Genomic DNA, 16,472 nt, shown 5'->3' with positions numbered 1-16,472 from the left:
ATAATTTGAAAGAAAAGATAAAACCTTATGGCTTACTCAATACGGCAAGCTTCATCAAACCCCAATCTTGGCGAACGCGGATAAATACTCGCCGGGTCGCCGTGCCCAAGGTTGACCAGAATATTCGAACGGATGGATGTACCAGCAAAGAATGCAGCATCGACCTTCGCATTATCAAACCCACTCATTGGGCCGCAGTCGAGCCCCAACGAACGCGCGGCGGTGATCAGATACGCCGTTTGCAGCGCGCTGCTGCGCATAGCCACCCACGCCAAATTGTCTTGCTCACGGTGTTCAAACCACGCCTTGGCGTCGGCATGCGGGAACAGCACCGGCAGCTTATCGAAAAAGCGCAGGTCGTAACCGACAATCGCCACCACCGGCGCCGCCATTGTTTTTGCGTAATTGCCTTCCGCCAGCGCCGGGCCAAGCTTTGCCTTGCCCGCTTCCGACTTCACAAACACCACACGCGCGGGGCAGGTATTGGCCTCAGTAGGGCCAAACTTCATCAGGTCATACAACTTGCGCAAGGTCTCGTCCGATATTTCACCGCTAAACGCGTTATAGGTGCGCGCTGTGCGGAACAACTGATCTAAAGCTGCGTCATTAAGCGGTGACTGCATGGTTTCTGGTCTCGTTCTCGTGCGAAGATGGGTAGTGTAGTGTTCCGCGAGTGTCTTGTATGCGCCATCTTCGGAACGAATTGGCTCAAATTATGGAACAAAGGTGGCGCGTCCCATGACGGCCAGCCTTGCCTTGCACGATGGACGCGCGGGTAACGCACGCCAAGCACTGGCCTTAGCACAGGCGCTCGACCCGGGGGCCAAAGAGTGGACGCTTGAGCCGCAATCACCATGGCGCAGATTTGCGCCTCTGTTACTGCCAGGAGCCACGCGCGCGTTTGGCAGCGCATTTACCGCCTATCTGCGCCTGCCCCCGCCGCTTGTCATCGGCTGTGGACGGCAGGCGGCGCTGGCCACCCGGCTACTGCGGCAGCGCGGCAGTCTGGCCGTGCAAGTTTTAGACCCTAGAATCGACGCGCGACACTGGGACGCTGTGGTTGTTCCCGAACATGATGCTCTGCGCGGCAGTAATGTCATCACCACACTCGGCAGCCTGCATCCGGTGGACGATGATTTTCTGCTGCGCGCCATTGCCGGGTTTCCCGAACTTGCACTATTACCCACCCCGCATACCGTGCTGCTGGTGGGTGGCCCAAGCCGCCACGCGCCGCTTGAAGATGCGGCCTTTGCCGCATTACTTGCACAACTCAGCGCGCACGCCAAAGCAGAAGGTGGCAGCTTCAGCGCGATCGCTTCTCGGCGCACGCCACCCGCGTGGCGGCAGGCCATCACTGCGCTCCCCACCGAGCTTCCCGGCCTACGCTGGTGCGATAGCAGCGATGGTGCCAATCCCTATGCGGGCCTACTCGCCAGCGCCGACCGCCTGATCTGCACGCCAGATTCAGTGAATATGCTGAGCGAAGCCGCAGCGACCCACGCCCCTGTATTCGTGTGGTCGGCCGATAGCGTGCACGGCAGGCCGCGCACGTTTATCGACACCCTGCTTGAACGTGGCCGCATTCATCCACTCGACGACACACTCGCGCCATTCAGTGCGCCGCCCTTGCGTGAAACTATGCGCGTCGCGGAACTACTCCGCACACGCCTACAGCTACCTTAATCAGCAAGGTTACTGCGCTGAGTCTCCGTCGCTAGGCGCACTGGCGCAAACTCTGACCCAGCCTGCCACTGTGGCCAAACACGGCTATTAGCGAGTTCTGCGCCAAGGTCATAGACCAGTTGCGTATCCGCCGCCAGACCGCGCCCATCCCACTGCGCAGTCCATGCATCACACGCTTGATGGTAGCAATTGGCGAAATAGGTATCGCGCAACGCGCGCCCCGCGGCCACGCCACCGTCGCGCTTGTCTAAGCCTGCGCCAAACGTAATCGCCGGTACACCTTTGCGTGCAAACGCAAAATGATCGGCACGATAGAAAAACCCGGCTTCTAAATTAGGATCGAGCGAGCGATAGCGGCCACGCGCCTGTGCGATGCGGTCAATATCTTTTTCCAGCGACACCCGGCCATTGCCCCAAGTCGCAATATCTTTGGTTTCGCCGTCGGGGCTAAACATTTCGATATTCAGATCAGCAACTGTTTTTGCCAATGGCACCAGCGGGTGCTCGGCGTAGTAACTCGCTCCCAACAACCCCTTTTCCTCGGCAGTAAGCGCAAGAAAGTACAGCGTGCGCTGCGGCCTTGGCCCCGCTGCGAATACACGCGCCAGCTCCAAAACTGAGGCAACACCCGTGGCGTTATCAATCGCACCATGGCGTACGCCATCGCTCCCAGCCACGCCCGGATTCAGCCCAAATGCATCCCAATGTGCGGAAAAGATCACCGTTTCATCGGGATACTTCGCGCCGTCCAGCTTGGCCGCCACATTGCGTGTGACAACCTGCTCGTGCTTGAGCTTGAACCGCGTCGATAAGCGCGCATCACCCAGTTCCACAGGCTTGAAATCCGCGCGCATAGCTTTGCGTTTTTCCGCATCAAAATCCAAGCCCGCATGCGCAAACAAACGCTGCGCCCACTCCCGCTGAATCCAACCACGTAGCGGTGTATGCGCGGCCATTGCATCTTGCGGGCTACGCTCAATATCAAACACTGGCGACGTACCGGAGGCGCGCACCGTTGCCCAAGGGTAGGCCGCTGGCGCCGTTTCATGCACGATCAACACCCCCGCAGCCCCCTGCCGCGCCGCTTCTTCAAACTTATACGTCCAGCGCCCGTAATAAGTCAGCGCGCGACCATCAAATGCCCCCGGCGCATCACTTTCAAAATCAGGGTCATTGACCAATACCACCATGATTTTTCCGCGCAGATCCACACCTTTATAGTCGTCCCACTTCCGCTCTGGGGCACGGATGCCATAGCCTACAAACACCAGCGGAGCGGCATCGATATTGACCTCATTCAACGGCTGCAAACTTTGCAAAGTCACATCTTCGCCATTAACCAAGGTGGATCGCTGCTCGCCAAGCTGCAATGTCGCCGTGGCCTTACCTTCTACTTGCACGCGCTGAAGCGGCACGTTCTGCACCCAGCTACCATGCTCGCCACCCGGCTGCAGGCCGTCTTTCTGAAATTGGGCGATGAGATAATCCACCGTTTTTTGCTCACCCGGCGTAGCCGGAGCGCGCCCTTCAAATGCATCGGACGCCAGCACCCGCACATGCTCCACAAGGGCATTGGGATCGATTTTTGCCGACGTAACGGGCGTTGCAGCCTGCACAGCACCCCCCAAAACAACACCGATCGCAAGCAATGTAGGCTTCATGAAAATCTCGCTTCGTCGTTATGACCTATGTGCAATGTGGCTGCATTAGCGCGATAGCGCAAGCGCTGCTGCATCCGCAAAATTCAAACCCTGCGCATAAATTGCGTTTCGAATACTGCACCGCGCTGCATCAAGCGCTTCATTCAATTCAGCACGCCGTGGCCGCCGATCCAGCGTGCAGCGCAACCCCGTATCCAACAATGCAGCATGCGCTTCATTCAGCGCATTAAATGTATCGAGGGGTAGTAGTTGCGCCGCGTATGCAGCTTGCAAGATATCGACTGTCGCACGTGGAAGCGCCAGTATTGGATACGTATAGGCATTACGCAGCACAAGATATTGCAGGAAAAATTCAAGGTCCACCAAACCGCCTTCACCCTGCTTCAAATCCAATTGCAGGGCGTCGCTGCGATCGAGCTCGGCACGCATCTTTGTACGCATCAGCTGCACATCCTCTGCAAGCTTGACCGCATCGCGCTGCATTGCAATTACCTCTTCACGCACATCTTCAAAGCGCTCCTGCAACGCGGTGTCACCTGCAATGACACGTGCCCGGATAAGCGCCTGGTGCTCCCACGTCCACGCCCGGTTGCGCTGGTAATCGCTATAGCTTGCAAGACTTGAAACCAATAGGCCCTTCGCCCCATCCGGGCGCAGCCGAACATCAACATCAAATAACCGCCCCGCACTGGTGCGCGCGCCGAGTAGCGCCACAATTTTCTGCCCCAGTCGGGCATACCAGCGGGTTGCATCCAGCGGGCGAGCGCCATCGGACACCGCCTCTGCTGGTGCGTCGAATAAAAACACCAGATCCAAATCCGAACCGAAACCCAGCTCTTCGCCGCCCAAAGTGCCATAACCAAGTACGGCAAAACGCCCTTGCGGTATCACGCCATGTGCCGAGTGCAGTTCCGCTTCGGCCAGCTTCAATACACAGGCCACCACCGCATCGGCCAGTTGCGCTAAGTGCTGTGCGCAGGCGCCTGCATCCATCCGCCCATCCAGCAGGGCCAGTGCGAAGCGAAAACTCAATGCCTGGCGCACCTCATTTAATGCATCAAGTGAGGCCTCAACATCGTCTTCGCGCAGCGCCGCCAAGCATTGCGTATGCATTCCCTTTCGGTCAGGAATATCGCCACCCACGCGCACATCAAGCAGCTCATCAAGCAAGAGTGGATAGGCCGCAAGGCGTTCCCCCAGCAGCGCACTGCGCGCGAGTGTATTCGCAAGACGTTGCAGCGCGGCCGGCTGCTCATCCAACAGGGCGAGATAGCTCGTGCGCCGCAAAATATTGTGTAACAGTGGCAACACGCGCCGCAGCACAAGGTCCGGTTGATCAGATGCAGCCGCAAGCTGCAACAACGCGGGCAATACACGATCTAGGCGCGCACGCGTCGCATCCGACAGGTCACGCACGCCTGGGGAGCGCACAAAATCACGTAGCTGTGCGTGTAGTTCTGCTGCAGACACAAACCCTACCGACTCCAGCGTTTCAACACTGGCATACTCAGGCAGTGCTAGCCAGTAGCCACGCAAGTCATCACTGGCCGCCTGCACCCGCCGCCGCGGCGCCAGCAGTGCGTCAAACTCCTCCGCAACCCGTGTGCGCTGTTTCTCCAACACCTGCAACAGCGCCCCCCAATCGGCATACCCCAGCCCTGCCGCGATTCGGGCGCGACTGAGCGCCTCTTCCGGCAGCGCATAGGTCTGCGCATCACCTAGCATCTGCAAGCGGTTTTCTAACCTGCGCAAAAATCGGTACGCCGCAGCCAATGCTTGTTCGGCCTCTTTCTGCAAATGCCCAACCTGTGCCAATCGCTGCAACGCCGTTAGCAAATGCCGACAGCGCAATTCCGGTTCTCGCCCTGCGCGAATCAGCTGCAAGGCTTGCGCCAAAAACTCGATTTCGCGAATGCCGCCCGGCCCGCGCTTGATGTCGTCCGTCATATCTTTGCGCGCGACCTCGGCGGCGATCATCGCCTTCATTGCACGCAGCCCATCGAGCGCGCCGTAATCTAAATAGCGGCGATATACAAACGGCTGCAACAGCGTAAGCAGACGCTGCCCTGCCTCTAAATCACCCGCTACCGGGCGCGCTTTCTGCCACGCATAGCGCTCCCAATCGCGGCCTTCACGCTGAAAATAAAGCTCCATCGCCGCAAATGAAAGCGCGATGCGTCCCGCGTTGCCGAACGGGCGCAGGCGCAGGTCCACGCGATGACAAAACCCATCGGCGTTGACTTCATCCAAGAGTTTGGCCAACTGCTGGCCCAGCCGCGCGAAATAGTCCTGTGCATGCAGGCAGCGTGCGCCGTCCGATTCGCCTTCGTTCTCGTAGGCATAGACCAGATCAATATCAGAGCTGAAGTTCAGCTCGCATCCACCCAGTTTGCCAAGACCAAACACCACCAAACGCTGTGCTTGCCCCTGCGCGTCACGCACCACGCCAAAGCGCTGCTCGAACTCACCTTCCAACGCAGTGAGCGCCAGGTGCAGGCACACTTCCGCCAACTGGGTACTGCCCGCCAAAATCTCTTCCACCGGCGCAGCATCCACCACGTCACGCCACACGAGGCGGGTGGATTCTGCCAGCCGATAGCGGCGCAGTAAGCGCGGCCAGTCGCCACGGTTCTCTTGCGTCAACTCCGGCAGCGGCAACGCTGATGCCGCATTTTGCTGAAGGTGTGCTAACAGTTCTGGCTGCCGACTCAGCACATCAACAGCAAAATCACTTGCCTGTACCAACTGCGCGAGTGCGGCTTCATCGCCGATTTCACAACCTGCTGCACGCAAACGCTGGAGCGCGCGGTTGATCATGGTGTGAATGGTGTCTGTGGTGGATTGGCTCATCCACGCATTGTGGCATTCCTGCCCAGCCCAAATCGTTTAAATAAAAAGCCCGCTTCGACCGAAGTCTCAGCGGGCCTGCTCCCTCCCCCACGTCGGGACGCCAATGGATCGTGAAGGAAAGCTGAAGGAGGCGCACGCTGCACCGCAACATTCCTTTCAGTTATGTGAGCAACTTCTCACTTTTGAATTAAAGCCTGCGTAAATCGCGCAAAATCTCGCGGGCAGCATTGCGTCCCGGCAACCCCGTGACCCCGCCACCGGGATGGCTCCCGGAGCCGCACAGATATAGCCCCTTCAGCGCCCCGCGGTAGCTGCCCTGCCCGAGTAGCGGACGGGCGCTAAACATCTGATCCAGCCCCAGCGCGCCGTGGAAAATATCGCCCCCAATCAGTCCTAAGCGCTGCTCTAGATCAAGCGGACTGAGCGCCTCATAGCCCAATACGCTGCCCGCGAAGTTGGGCGCATATTCCGTTACGGTGTCGATCATCAATTGCGCAACCGTTTCACGATGCGCCTCCCAACCGCCCTCCACCTCCGGGTTGACCTGCTGGCAGAACAGGCTGGCCACATGCTGCCCAGGTGGGGCCAGAGTGTCATCGAGCGCTGACGAAATCACCACTTCCACAATGGGTTTGCGCGCCCAGCCGGGGTTGTAGAATTTGGACTTCGCATCGAAATACGCTTGCTCGAAATACTGCAGCGACGGCCCAATCAAAATGCCGGACTGGTGATGCGACTGCAGCTGGGTACCCGGCGCGGCGGTAAAGTTCGGCAGCTCCGAGAGGGCAACATTCATGCGAAACGTCCCCGATCCACAGCGGTAGCGACGCATGCGCTGCTCGGTGTCGGCATCCAGCTGACCGGGCGCTGTGAGGCGTGTGTAGAGCAGCTTCGGGTTGAGGTTGCTCGCCACAGTCCGCGCACGCAGCTCGCGGCCATCGGCCAGCCGCACGCCAACGGCGCGCCCGTTTTCAGTCAACAGCTGCTGCACTTCTGCTTCGGTTTCAACCACCACACCGCGCGCTTCGCACTCCTTCCGCATCGCTTGGGTAATCGCGCCCATTCCGCCAATGGCATGCCCCCACGCTCCCGGCTTACCGTTCACTTCACCAAACAAGTGATGCAACAGCACATACGCACTTCCCGGGGTGTACGGGCTGGCAAAATTGCCCACCACAGAGTCCCAGCCCAAAACCGCTTTCAGTGGCGCACTCTCAAACCAATCGTCTAAGAGTTCACCCGCCGACTTGGTGAATAAATCCAACAGATCGCGGCGCCCGCGCATATCCAGCGATTTCAGCTGCCTGCCAACAGCTATCGAGTTGATCCAGTCAGCCAGCACGAAGTGCTCACTCACATTCGGCGGCGTTTGTGCGATCAGCGCGCGCAGCACCGTAATGATGCGGTCAAGCATGGCGTAGTAGTCCGGAAGCCGCTGCGCATCACGCGCCGACCACTTCGCCACCTCGGGCAAGGTAAGCTCGCCACCCAAGCGGAAACTGCGCCCATCGGGTAACGGCAAAAAGTTGGCGAACGGCCGCTCCACGATGCGCAGCCCATGCTCGTGCAGGCGCAAATCGGCAATCACCTGCGGATTGAGCAAGCTCACGGTGTAACTGGCTGTCGAGTTGCGAAACCCCGGATAAAACTCCTCCGTCACCGCCGCGCCACCCACAATAGAGCGCCGCTCCAGCACGCGCACTTGCAGCCCCGCCGCAGCAAGATAAGCCGCGCACACCAACCCGTTATGGCCGCCGCCTAGAACCAGCACATCGTCTTTGTGCACCACGCTGCATCACCTATTGATTACACGCTCAACGGCAGCATAGCGGGGTCTTCACGCTTACCGGTAGCGTCATGCGCGAGCCTGCACTTCTTTTATTCGATGCCCTAAGCCCCGCACCACGCACGGTGCGCATGTATCTTGCTGAAAAACAGCTTGTACTTCCCACGCAGCAGATCGACGTTTTTTCCGGCGAAAACCGCGCCCCTGCCTATCTCGCGCTCAATCCTGCTGGGCAAACGCCAGCGCTGCAATTAGCGAATGGGCAAACGCTTGGCGAGGCGATTGCCATCATGGAGTATTTGGAAGAATTGCATCCCACACCGCCGCTCATAGGCAGCACTGCGGAAGAACGCGCGCAAACCCGGCAATGGCAGCGCCGCGCTGAACTCAATATCACCGAATTCATCCATAACGCCTACCACTACGCCGAAGGGCTCAAACGTTTTGAACAGCGCATCCCAGTGGCACCAGAAGCCGCGCCGGGGCTGAAGTGCATCGCCCAAGACCGCATCGCATGGCTAGATGCCATGCTGGGTGAGCATCCGTATTTGGCCGGTGATCGCTTCACCGTTGCCGATATTTGGCTCTACGTCTGGCTGGATTTTGCCGATTCCGTTGGCCAACCGTTCGACCGCACGCTCGCGCACCTACCCCATTGGTTCGACCGCGTGGCCGCGCGCCCTTCCGCCGCTGCCAGCCTGCATCCGAATTGCCAAGTAGGTGGCGTGAGGGGGTGAGGGGTGTTTTGATTGACGGCTACCCACTTTGTTGTCAGCATGGACAACATGAAAGCCGAAAAACTCTTTCAGCAGCGCAAGCCAGACAGTGACGTTTCTTTCTGGTCGGCGGTTGTTTGGCGGCTTCCGCATCCGGTGGCAGGTTCGGCGCACCTGTTTAAGTACAGGCTCGCTTATGTGATTCACGATGAATGCGTTATTCGCTACGACAACGAAACAGGTAAGGGCGATCACAAGCATATAGGCGCGCTGGAATTGCCCTACGCGTTCGCTGATGTTCCTGCATTGCTTGCAGACTTCTTTGCAGACATCCAAAGGTGGAAAGATGAAAACGGTATTGATTGAAGTAGCTACACAAGCCGAAGTGCAGGCGCGGTTGCTTGCTTCGCTAGCATCAGGCAAGCCAGAGAAATACGCGCATATTTCATTCGATACTGCCGAAGCGATGGCGCGCACGCTTACCCCGCTACGCTGGGCAATGTTGGAAACCATGACAGGCGCGGGCGCACTTGGTGTGCGTGAGCTAGCACGGCGTTTAGGCCGTGATGCAAAGGCCGTGCATACAGACTTAACCGCGCTCACCATGGCCGGGGTAATTGACCGAAGCGAAGCGGGGAAATATGAATTCCCGTTTGATCGGGTTAAGGTGCAATTTGAACTACACAAGGCCGCGTGAAGCCGCACGCGCAGGCATGGGGACTGCTGGGAATTGCTGGAGACTTAAAGGCACAAAAAACCCCGCTCATGGCGGGGATATTTGAATAACACGCAGTGGTGGCTATGGGTGGACTCGAACCACCGACCCCAGCATTATGAGTGCTGTGCTCTAACCGGCTGAGCTACATAGCCAGCGTGTAGCCCTCCATTATCTGAGTATTTTTTAGTCACGTCAATTTTTTCTTATCGGCTTGTATGAATTGGCCAAGACTGGCAGAGTCGGGGAAGACAGATTTTTTAGGAGTCCGCATCGTGGTCGATCCGGACGGCTTTCGCCCCAATGTGGGCATCGTGCTGATGCACGAGGATGGCCGGGTGTTCTGGGCACGTCGCGTGCGCCGGGACGGCTGGCAGTTCCCGCAAGGGGGCATCAATACCGATGAAACCCCGATTGAGGCCATGTTTCGCGAGCTGCGCGAAGAGACTGGGCTGCTGCCCGAACACGTCGAAGTGCTGGCCGCCACACCGGGCTGGCTGCGCTATCGGCTGCCCGCACACGCCATTCGCCAACGCGAACGTTTGGTGTGCATCGGTCAAAAACAAGTTTGGTTCCTGTTGCGTTTCAAAGGCGCCGAATCTGACCTACGCCTAGACGTGACCACCACGCCCGAGTTCGACGGTTGGCGCTGGGTCGATTTTTGGTACCCACTACAGCACATCGTTACCTTCAAGCGTAGCGTCTATGCCCGCGCACTGGATCATCTCGCCCCGTTTGCGCGCGCCATCGCCGGTGCGCAAGCCGTTCCCGCGCTGGCATTGCCACAGTTCCCGCTGCTGCGCCCCCAGCATTTACGCCACCGTTAAGCGTTTTTCAGCCTGAATTCTGAATGCGCTGCAACCGTTCGTCGGACAAATGTTGCATTGCAACATACGACGACCTATGCTGCACCGCACAAACCGGCAAAACCCGCCGGATATAAAAGCAGGAGAACGCCATGTACCAGTTCAACGATCAGTTCAACAAGTCTGCCAGTCAGTTCATCGACGCTGCGACCGCCATCAATCGCCTCGCGCTTGAAAATGCCGAGAAGGCGTTCGGCCTGCAGTTGGCCGCGTTTGAAGAAAACGCCAACGCCACCTTTGCCTTTGCCGGCGAACTCGTGGGCGTGCGTGACGCCGACGGCCTGAAGACCGCTTGGCCGAAGGGCCTGCAGATTGCTCGCGCCAACGCCGAGCGCAGCTTCGGTGCCGCGCAGGAAGCCTTCGCAGGCAGCCTCAAGGCTGGTGAAGCCATCGGCTCGCTGACCAAGGCGCAGTTCGAGCAGGCTAGCTCGCAGGTCAAGGCCGAAGTTGAAAAGGCCACCAAGGCCGCTTCGAAAGCCAGCAAGTAATCCCCCTGCCCTAGCACCCCTCGCTAGGGCTTCGCCAGCCTCTCCACTGGCACGAACCCGGCCGCACTGCGGCTGGGTTTTTTTATGTTCCGCGCACAAATGCTATACCGATCAGTTCACTAACAGTGGTACACTGCGCGTCTTTCTCTTCGCACCCCTCACAAGGTCTCCCCCTATGTCCCCTGCTTCCCCCGAGCGCAAGCCCAATCCATCACGGCGCTGGGCCCTGATGCTGGTTGGTGTTGTCGTTGTTTTCGGTGGCGTTTTTGCCCTGAAGGCGATGTTTGCCAAGAAGACCAATGAATTCTTCAACAATATGCCGCAACCTGCGGTCGCCATTTCAGCCGATGCCGCGCGCAATGAGCGCTGGGCCGATGGCGGCGATGCCGTGGGCACACTCGTGGCGATCAACGGTATCGACGTCACCGCAGAATCCGGTGGTGTAGTGAAGTCCATCGAATTTGACGCGGGCCAACCGGTGCAGGCTGGAGCGGTGTTGGTGCGTCTCAATAGCGCCAACGAGGAGGCCAGCCTAAAAGCGCTCGAAGCGTCGGCCAAGCTCGCCAAGACTCAGGCCGAGCGCTGGCAGCAACTGGGTAAAGACAAGCTGGTTTCACTGGATGACGTACAGGCCAAACTCACGGGCGCCGCCACTGCGCAAGCCCAAGTGGAGGCCCAGCGCGCACTGATCGCACAAAAAACGGTGTATGCGCCGTTCTCCGGCGTCCTTGGTATTCGCAAAGTCAGCCTCGGCCAATACATCGCACCGGGCGCGCCTGTGGTGAGCCTGCAACAACTCGATCCGATTTATGTCGACTTCACTCTGCCGGAGCAGTTGATCGGCACGATTAAAGAAGGCGTGATGGTGCGTGCCAGTATCGATGCGCAACCGGGCGCGGTGTTTGAAGGCAAAATCAGCGCCATCGAACCGCAGGTGGACCCGAGCACCCGTAACTTCAAGGCCCAAGCGACCTTGCGTAACCCCGACGGCCTGCTGCGCCCCGGCAGCTTCGCCAAAGTGGCCTTCGATCTGGGTTCAATGCGCGATGTCGTAGTGATCCCGCAAACCGCGGTGAGCTTCAACCCCTACGGCAATGCCGTTTTTGTGATCAGTAAAAGCGCGCGTAAAGCGGGCGAAACCGATATGCAGGGCAAGCCGCTCACCGGCGACAAGTTCACCGTGACTCAGCGTTTTATTAAAACGGGCGCGACGCGTGGCGACCTAATCACCGTCACGGAAGGACTTAAAACCGGCGAACAGGTTGTGACTTCGGGCCTGCTCAAACTGCGCAACGGCGCGGAGGTAACGGTAAACAATGCCGTAACTCCAACTGCCGACGCTCAGCCCAAGGTCGAAAACCGCTAATACCCGGCAGCGCTGTCTGACCTGCAAGAGGATTCCCCATGAAATTTACCGACATCTTCATCAGGAAGCCGGTGCTGGCGATGGTCGTCAGCCTGTTTATCCTGCTGTTCGGGCTGCGTGCGTTTAGTGAAATGAACGTGCGCAAATATCCGGAGATGCGCAATGCGGTCATCAATGTCAGCACCACCTATTTCGGTGCCGACGCCGACCTCATCCAAGGCTTTATCACCACCCCGCTAGAGCGTGAAATCGCTAGCGCCGAGGGCATCGACTATCTGTCCTCCACCAGTGCGGCGGGCATGAGTACGATCCAAGCCTATATCCGTCTGGATCAAGACCCCAGCGAAGCGCTGACGCAGATTTCTGCCAAGGTCAACAAGATGCGCGGCCAGCTGCCGCCGCAGTCGGAAGACCCGGTGATCGACCTGCAGCAGGGCGAACAGATCGCGGCGATGTACGTCTCGTTTGCCAGCAATACGCTGAGCAATAACCAGATCACCGACTACCTCACCCGCGTGATCCAGCCCAAGCTGGTGACGGTGCCGGGTGTGCAGCGTGCCGACATTATGGGTGCAGGCACCTTCGCCATGCGCATCTGGCTGAAGCCGGAGAAGATGGCCGCGCTGAAAGTAACCGCCAGCGACGTGAGCAACGCACTGCAGTCGAATAACGTGCTGGCCGCGGTGGGTTCAACCAAAGGCCAGATGGTGGCGATCGACATGACCGCGCGTACCGACCTGCGCAACGTCGATGACTTCCGCAACATGGTGGTGCGCGAGCAGGACGGCGCAATCGTGCGTCTATCCGACATTGCCGACGTCGTACTGGGCTCAGAAAGCTACGGCACCTCGGTGCGCATCAACGGCGGCGACGCGGCAACGTTTATGGGTATCTATGTCGCCCCAGATGCCAACTCACTCGACGTGGTCCGCGCGGTGCGCAAGGTGTGGGATAACGAAATCGTGCCGCAGCTGCCGCAGGGTATTGAGGCTACGATTCCCTACGACAGCACCGAGGCGATTCAAGACGCGATCAGCGAAGTGATCCGCACGATTGTGGAAGCCCTGCTCATCGTGATCGTGGTGATCTATCTGTTCCTTGGCTCACTGCGCAGCGTCATTATTCCAGCCGTCACCATTCCGCTATCGCTGATCGGTGGGCTGTTCTTGATGCTGCTGATGGGCTTCACCATCAACCTGCTCACGCTATTGGCGATGGTGCTGGCGATCGGCATCGTGGTGGACGACGCGATCATCGTGCTGGAAAACATCCATCGCCATATTGAAGAAGGTATGAGCCCGTTCGATGCCGCGCTCAAGGGTGCGCGAGAGCTGGCCTGGCCAGTGGTGGCGATGACCACCACCCTGATTGCCGTGTATCTACCGATCGGCTTCCAAGGCGGCCTCACCGGCGTGCTGTTCACCGAGTTTGCCTTCACCCTCGCCGGTGCGGTGCTGCTCTCGGGTGTGATCGCGCTGACGCTCACCCCGATGATGAGCTCGAAGATGCTCACGGCGCACGACCCTGAGCACCCGAAGGGCAAGTTCGAGCATTGGCTCGACACCCGCTTCGACAAACTCCACCACAGCTACCAGCGCAAACTGCACGGCGCATTGGCCACCAAGTCGGTGATCGCAGCATTTGGCTTGATCGTGTTGGTGAGCTGCGCGTTCTTGTACATGGGTGCACCGAAAGAACCGGCGCCGCTGGAAGATGAAGGATTTATCTTCGGCATCGCCAGCGCCGACCCCACGGCCACTTTGGACTATGTGGAACGCTACACCGCAGAGATCGCCAAAGCCACGCAGAAAGTCCCGGAGATTCAGGAGTCTTTCCTGTTCAACGGCGGCTTTGGCGGTAGCGGTGGCGGCGCTAGCCCCAGCGCCATGGCGGGCTTCGTGCTTAAGCCGTGGAGCCAGCGCACGCGCTCCACCAACCAAGTCTTACAGCAGTCACTGCAGCCCGAGTTCGACAAGATCACCGGGCTGAAGATGTTTGCGCTTGTGCCGCCCTCGCTGCCCAGCGCCGGTGGCGAAGGCGGCGGCGAATTTATCGTGGGCGGTATCGGCAGCCTTGAACAGCTGTCGGAACTATCCGACGCCATTCTCGCCAAAGCGTATGAGAGCAAGCGCTTCATCTTCTTGGATAAAGACTTGAAGATCGACAAGCCGCGTATTGAAGTGGATATCGACCGCGACAAAGCGGCCACGCTGGGCATTGATATGCGCACGCTGGCGGCCGATATGTCGGCCATGTTGGCGGGTGGCTATAGCAATCTGTTCTCGATGCAGAACCGCTCTTACCGCGTGATTCCGCAGGTGCAGCGCAGCGACCGCTTAAATGCCAGCGACCTAGAGAATTATTACACCCGCACCCGCGACGGCAAGCTGATTCCGCTGTCCACCCTTGTGACACTGAAAGAAAGCACCCAGCCACAGTCGCTCAAGCGCTTCCAGCAGCTCAATGCCGTGTCGATCACCTTCGCCCCACGCCCCGGAGTGAGTAAGGGCGAGGCGCTGGCCATCCTCGATCAAGCGGCGAAAGAAGTACTACCGCAGGGTTATAGCGTGGACTACTCCGGCGAGTCGCGGCAGTTCAAGCAGGAAGGCTCGGCCATGCTGATGACCTTGGCGCTGGCGCTGGTCGTGATCTTCCTCGTGCTGTCCGCGCAGTTTGAGAGCTTCCGCGACGCCTTGATCATGCTGCTCACAGTGCCCATGGCGATTTGCGGCGCACTGTTGGCACTGAACGTACTGGCGCTGGTGTCGCAAATCTTGCAGGTGATGCAGATCGAAGCCTTCCCCGGCATGAGTATCAATATCTACACCCAAGTGGGGCTGGTGACGCTGGTCGGGGTGATCTCCAAACACGGCATCTTGATTGTGGAATTTGCCAACAAGCTGCAGCTCAATGAAGGCATGAGCAAGCGTGAGGCCATCGAAGCCGCTGCGGGCATCCGTCTGCGCCCGGTGCTGATGACCACCGCCGCGCTGGTCTTCGCGATGATCCCGATGCTGATGGCCAAGGGCCCGGGCGCGGCGTCACGGTTCTCGATGGGCGTGGTGATCGCCTCCGGGATGACCATCGGCACGCTGTTCACCCTGTTCGTGCTGCCCGCGTTCTATCTGTATCTCGCGCGCGATCACGCACACGATCGGGAAAAGGCAGGTATCCCCGCGGCCGCTCCAGAAAGCCTGCCGCAGCACAGCTAAACCGCTACACCAGCTGCACTCCAGACGCCCGGGCCACCCCGGGCGTCTGCATTTAGAGCAGTCGCTCCAATATCTGCTAAAATGCCGGTATAGCGCTAAAGTTCGCCGAACTGGACAGCAATCCACTTTCGCGGGACACTGCGCACCGACTACCCGGGGACCGCCCCAACGGCTTCATGGCAAAACTTTTGCTCCTACACGGCCCCAACCTCAACCTGCTCGGCACGCGCGAGCCGGAGGTCTATGGCCGCGCCACCTTGGCCGACATCAACGCCGATTTGATTGCGCATGCCGCATCGGCCGGGCATACGCTGGAAGCCTTCCAGTCCAATGCCGAGCACGAGTTGGTGAACCGCGTCCAAGCCGCAAGGCTAGACGGCACGGCCTTCATCCTCATCAATCCCGCCGCGTTCACCCATACCTCGGTGGCCCTGCGCGACGCGCTAACCGGTGTTGCCATCCCCTTTATCGAAATTCATCTCTCCAACCCGCACACGCGCGAACCCTTCCGCCACACCAGCTATTTCAGCGATAAGGCGGTGGGCGTGATCTGTGGTTTTGGTGAAGATTCCTACCGCTATGCACTCGCGGCCGCACTCAAACGGCTGCCTGCCTAACCTACAAAAAGAGAGGACACATGCCCATGGATCTGCGCAAGATCAAGAAGCTCATCGACCTTCTGGAAGAGTCGAACCTGGCTGAAATCGAAATTAAAGAAGGCGAAGAGTCCGTACGCCTCGCACGCCTGCCTAAGGGTGGGCTCGCGATGGCCGCCCCGGCCATCCAGCAAGTTGCGCTGCCCGCCGCGGCACCGGCCATGCCGATGAATTCCCCCGTGCAGGCCGCCACCGGCGGCAGCCCCAAGCCCACAGGCAGCGACCTGCCCGACGGCCACGTCATGCGCGCACCGATGGTCGGCACCTTCTACGCCAGCCCCGCCCCCGACAAGCCTGCGTTTGTCAGCGTGGGCCAAGCCGTGAAAGCGGGTGACACGCTGGGCATCATTGAAGCCATGAAGATGTTTAACCCGATCGAAGCCGAAGTCTCCGGCACCGTGCTCGCGATCCTGTGCGAAAGCGGGCAACCGGTGGAATTTGACCAGCCACTCTTCGTGATCGGGTAAGCCGAC

General features: G+C 59.1%; 13 protein-coding genes, 1 tRNA gene and 1 pseudogene. 10 read left to right on the top strand and 5 right to left on the bottom strand.

From position 1 onward, the window contains the following. Positions 1-32: 32 nt before the first annotated feature. Complete coding sequence (locus KUL77_RS04095) at positions 33-623, bottom strand: malonic semialdehyde reductase (RefSeq protein WP_297143943.1); 591 nt, start codon at positions 621-623, stop codon at positions 33-35. Positions 624-738: 115 nt separating this feature from the next. Here KUL77_RS04095 and KUL77_RS04090 point away from each other — a divergent pair, with 115 nt between their 5' ends. Further along, complete coding sequence (locus tag KUL77_RS04090; protein ID WP_297143941.1) at positions 739-1,683, top strand: mitochondrial fission ELM1 family protein; 945 nt, start codon at positions 739-741, stop codon at positions 1,681-1,683. Here KUL77_RS04090 and KUL77_RS04085 read toward each other — a convergent pair. The 3 genes from KUL77_RS04085 to KUL77_RS04075 form a co-directional block, all read right to left on the bottom strand. Further along, positions 1,680-3,344, bottom strand: coding sequence for a M28 family metallopeptidase (locus KUL77_RS04085; protein WP_297143940.1), 1,665 nt, complete (start codon positions 3,342-3,344; stop codon positions 1,680-1,682). The two genes, KUL77_RS04090 and KUL77_RS04085, sit on opposite strands and share 4 nt — an antisense overlap. A 45-nt stretch (positions 3,345-3,389) precedes the next feature. Next, a complete protein-coding gene (gene glnE, locus KUL77_RS04080) occupies positions 3,390-6,194 on the bottom strand; it encodes a bifunctional [glutamate--ammonia ligase]-adenylyl-L-tyrosine phosphorylase/[glutamate--ammonia-ligase] adenylyltransferase (protein WP_297143939.1) in 2,805 nt (934 codons plus the stop codon). Positions 6,195-6,381: 187 nt separating this feature from the next. Continuing rightward, entirely contained in the window at positions 6,382-7,983 is a 1,602-nt protein-coding gene (locus tag KUL77_RS04075; RefSeq protein ID WP_297143937.1) for an NAD(P)/FAD-dependent oxidoreductase, read from the bottom strand. 68 nt (positions 7,984-8,051) lie between these two features. On the opposite strand from KUL77_RS04075, the gene KUL77_RS04070 reads away from it, so the two are divergent. Genes KUL77_RS04070 through KUL77_RS04060 form a run of 3 tightly spaced genes read left to right on the top strand, consistent with a single transcriptional unit; the run spans position 8,052 to position 9,393 of the window. Continuing rightward, entirely contained in the window at positions 8,052-8,717 is a 666-nt protein-coding gene (locus tag KUL77_RS04070) for a glutathione S-transferase family protein (protein ID WP_297143935.1), read from the top strand. A gap of 48 nt (positions 8,718-8,765) precedes the next feature. Next, positions 8,766-9,062 (top strand): DUF6516 family protein, encoded by a 297-nt coding sequence (locus KUL77_RS04065; RefSeq protein WP_297143933.1) that lies wholly within the window; start codon positions 8,766-8,768, stop codon positions 9,060-9,062. Further along, entirely contained in the window at positions 9,043-9,393 is a 351-nt protein-coding gene (locus KUL77_RS04060) for a transcriptional regulator (protein WP_297143931.1), read from the top strand. Before KUL77_RS04065 ends, KUL77_RS04060 begins: the two co-directional genes overlap by 20 nt. Positions 9,394-9,489: 96 nt before the next feature. On the opposite strand, the gene KUL77_RS04055 is transcribed toward KUL77_RS04060, so the two are convergent. Next, positions 9,490-9,566, bottom strand: a tRNA-Met gene (locus KUL77_RS04055). Positions 9,567-9,686: 120 nt separating this feature from the next. Here KUL77_RS04055 and KUL77_RS04050 point away from each other — a divergent pair. The 6 genes and pseudogenes from KUL77_RS04050 to accB all read left to right on the top strand — a co-directional run. Beyond that, a pseudogene (locus KUL77_RS04050) lies at positions 9,687-10,187 on the top strand (RNA pyrophosphohydrolase); the annotation flags it as partial. Positions 10,188-10,369: 182 nt separating this feature from the next. Then, positions 10,370-10,765: a phasin family protein gene (locus KUL77_RS04045; RefSeq protein ID WP_297143929.1), complete on the top strand. Its 396-nt coding sequence runs from the start codon at positions 10,370-10,372 to the stop codon at positions 10,763-10,765. Positions 10,766-10,940: 175 nt separating this feature from the next. Next, positions 10,941-12,131, top strand: coding sequence for an efflux RND transporter periplasmic adaptor subunit (locus tag KUL77_RS04040; protein WP_297143927.1), 1,191 nt, complete (start codon positions 10,941-10,943; stop codon positions 12,129-12,131). 38 nt (positions 12,132-12,169) lie between these two features. Next, positions 12,170-15,343 carry an efflux RND transporter permease subunit gene (locus KUL77_RS04035; protein ID WP_297143925.1) on the top strand — a complete coding sequence of 1,058 codons (3,174 nt, stop codon included), beginning with the start codon at positions 12,170-12,172 and terminating at the stop codon, positions 15,341-15,343. Positions 15,344-15,519: 176 nt separating this feature from the next. Continuing rightward, positions 15,520-15,960, top strand: a complete 441-nt coding sequence (aroQ, locus tag KUL77_RS04030; RefSeq protein ID WP_297143923.1) for a type II 3-dehydroquinate dehydratase — start codon at positions 15,520-15,522, stop codon at positions 15,958-15,960. Between the two features lie 26 nt (positions 15,961-15,986). After that, positions 15,987-16,466: an acetyl-CoA carboxylase biotin carboxyl carrier protein gene (gene accB / locus KUL77_RS04025; RefSeq protein ID WP_297144075.1), complete on the top strand. Its 480-nt coding sequence runs from the start codon at positions 15,987-15,989 to the stop codon at positions 16,464-16,466. Positions 16,467-16,472: the final 6 nt, after the last annotated feature.

Source organism: Thermomonas sp. (assembly GCF_019104945.1).
Taxonomy (GTDB): Bacteria; Pseudomonadota; Gammaproteobacteria; order Xanthomonadales; family Xanthomonadaceae; genus Thermomonas.
Note: the sequence above shows the minus strand (reverse complement) of the source record. Positions and strands in the feature narration are given on the sequence as shown.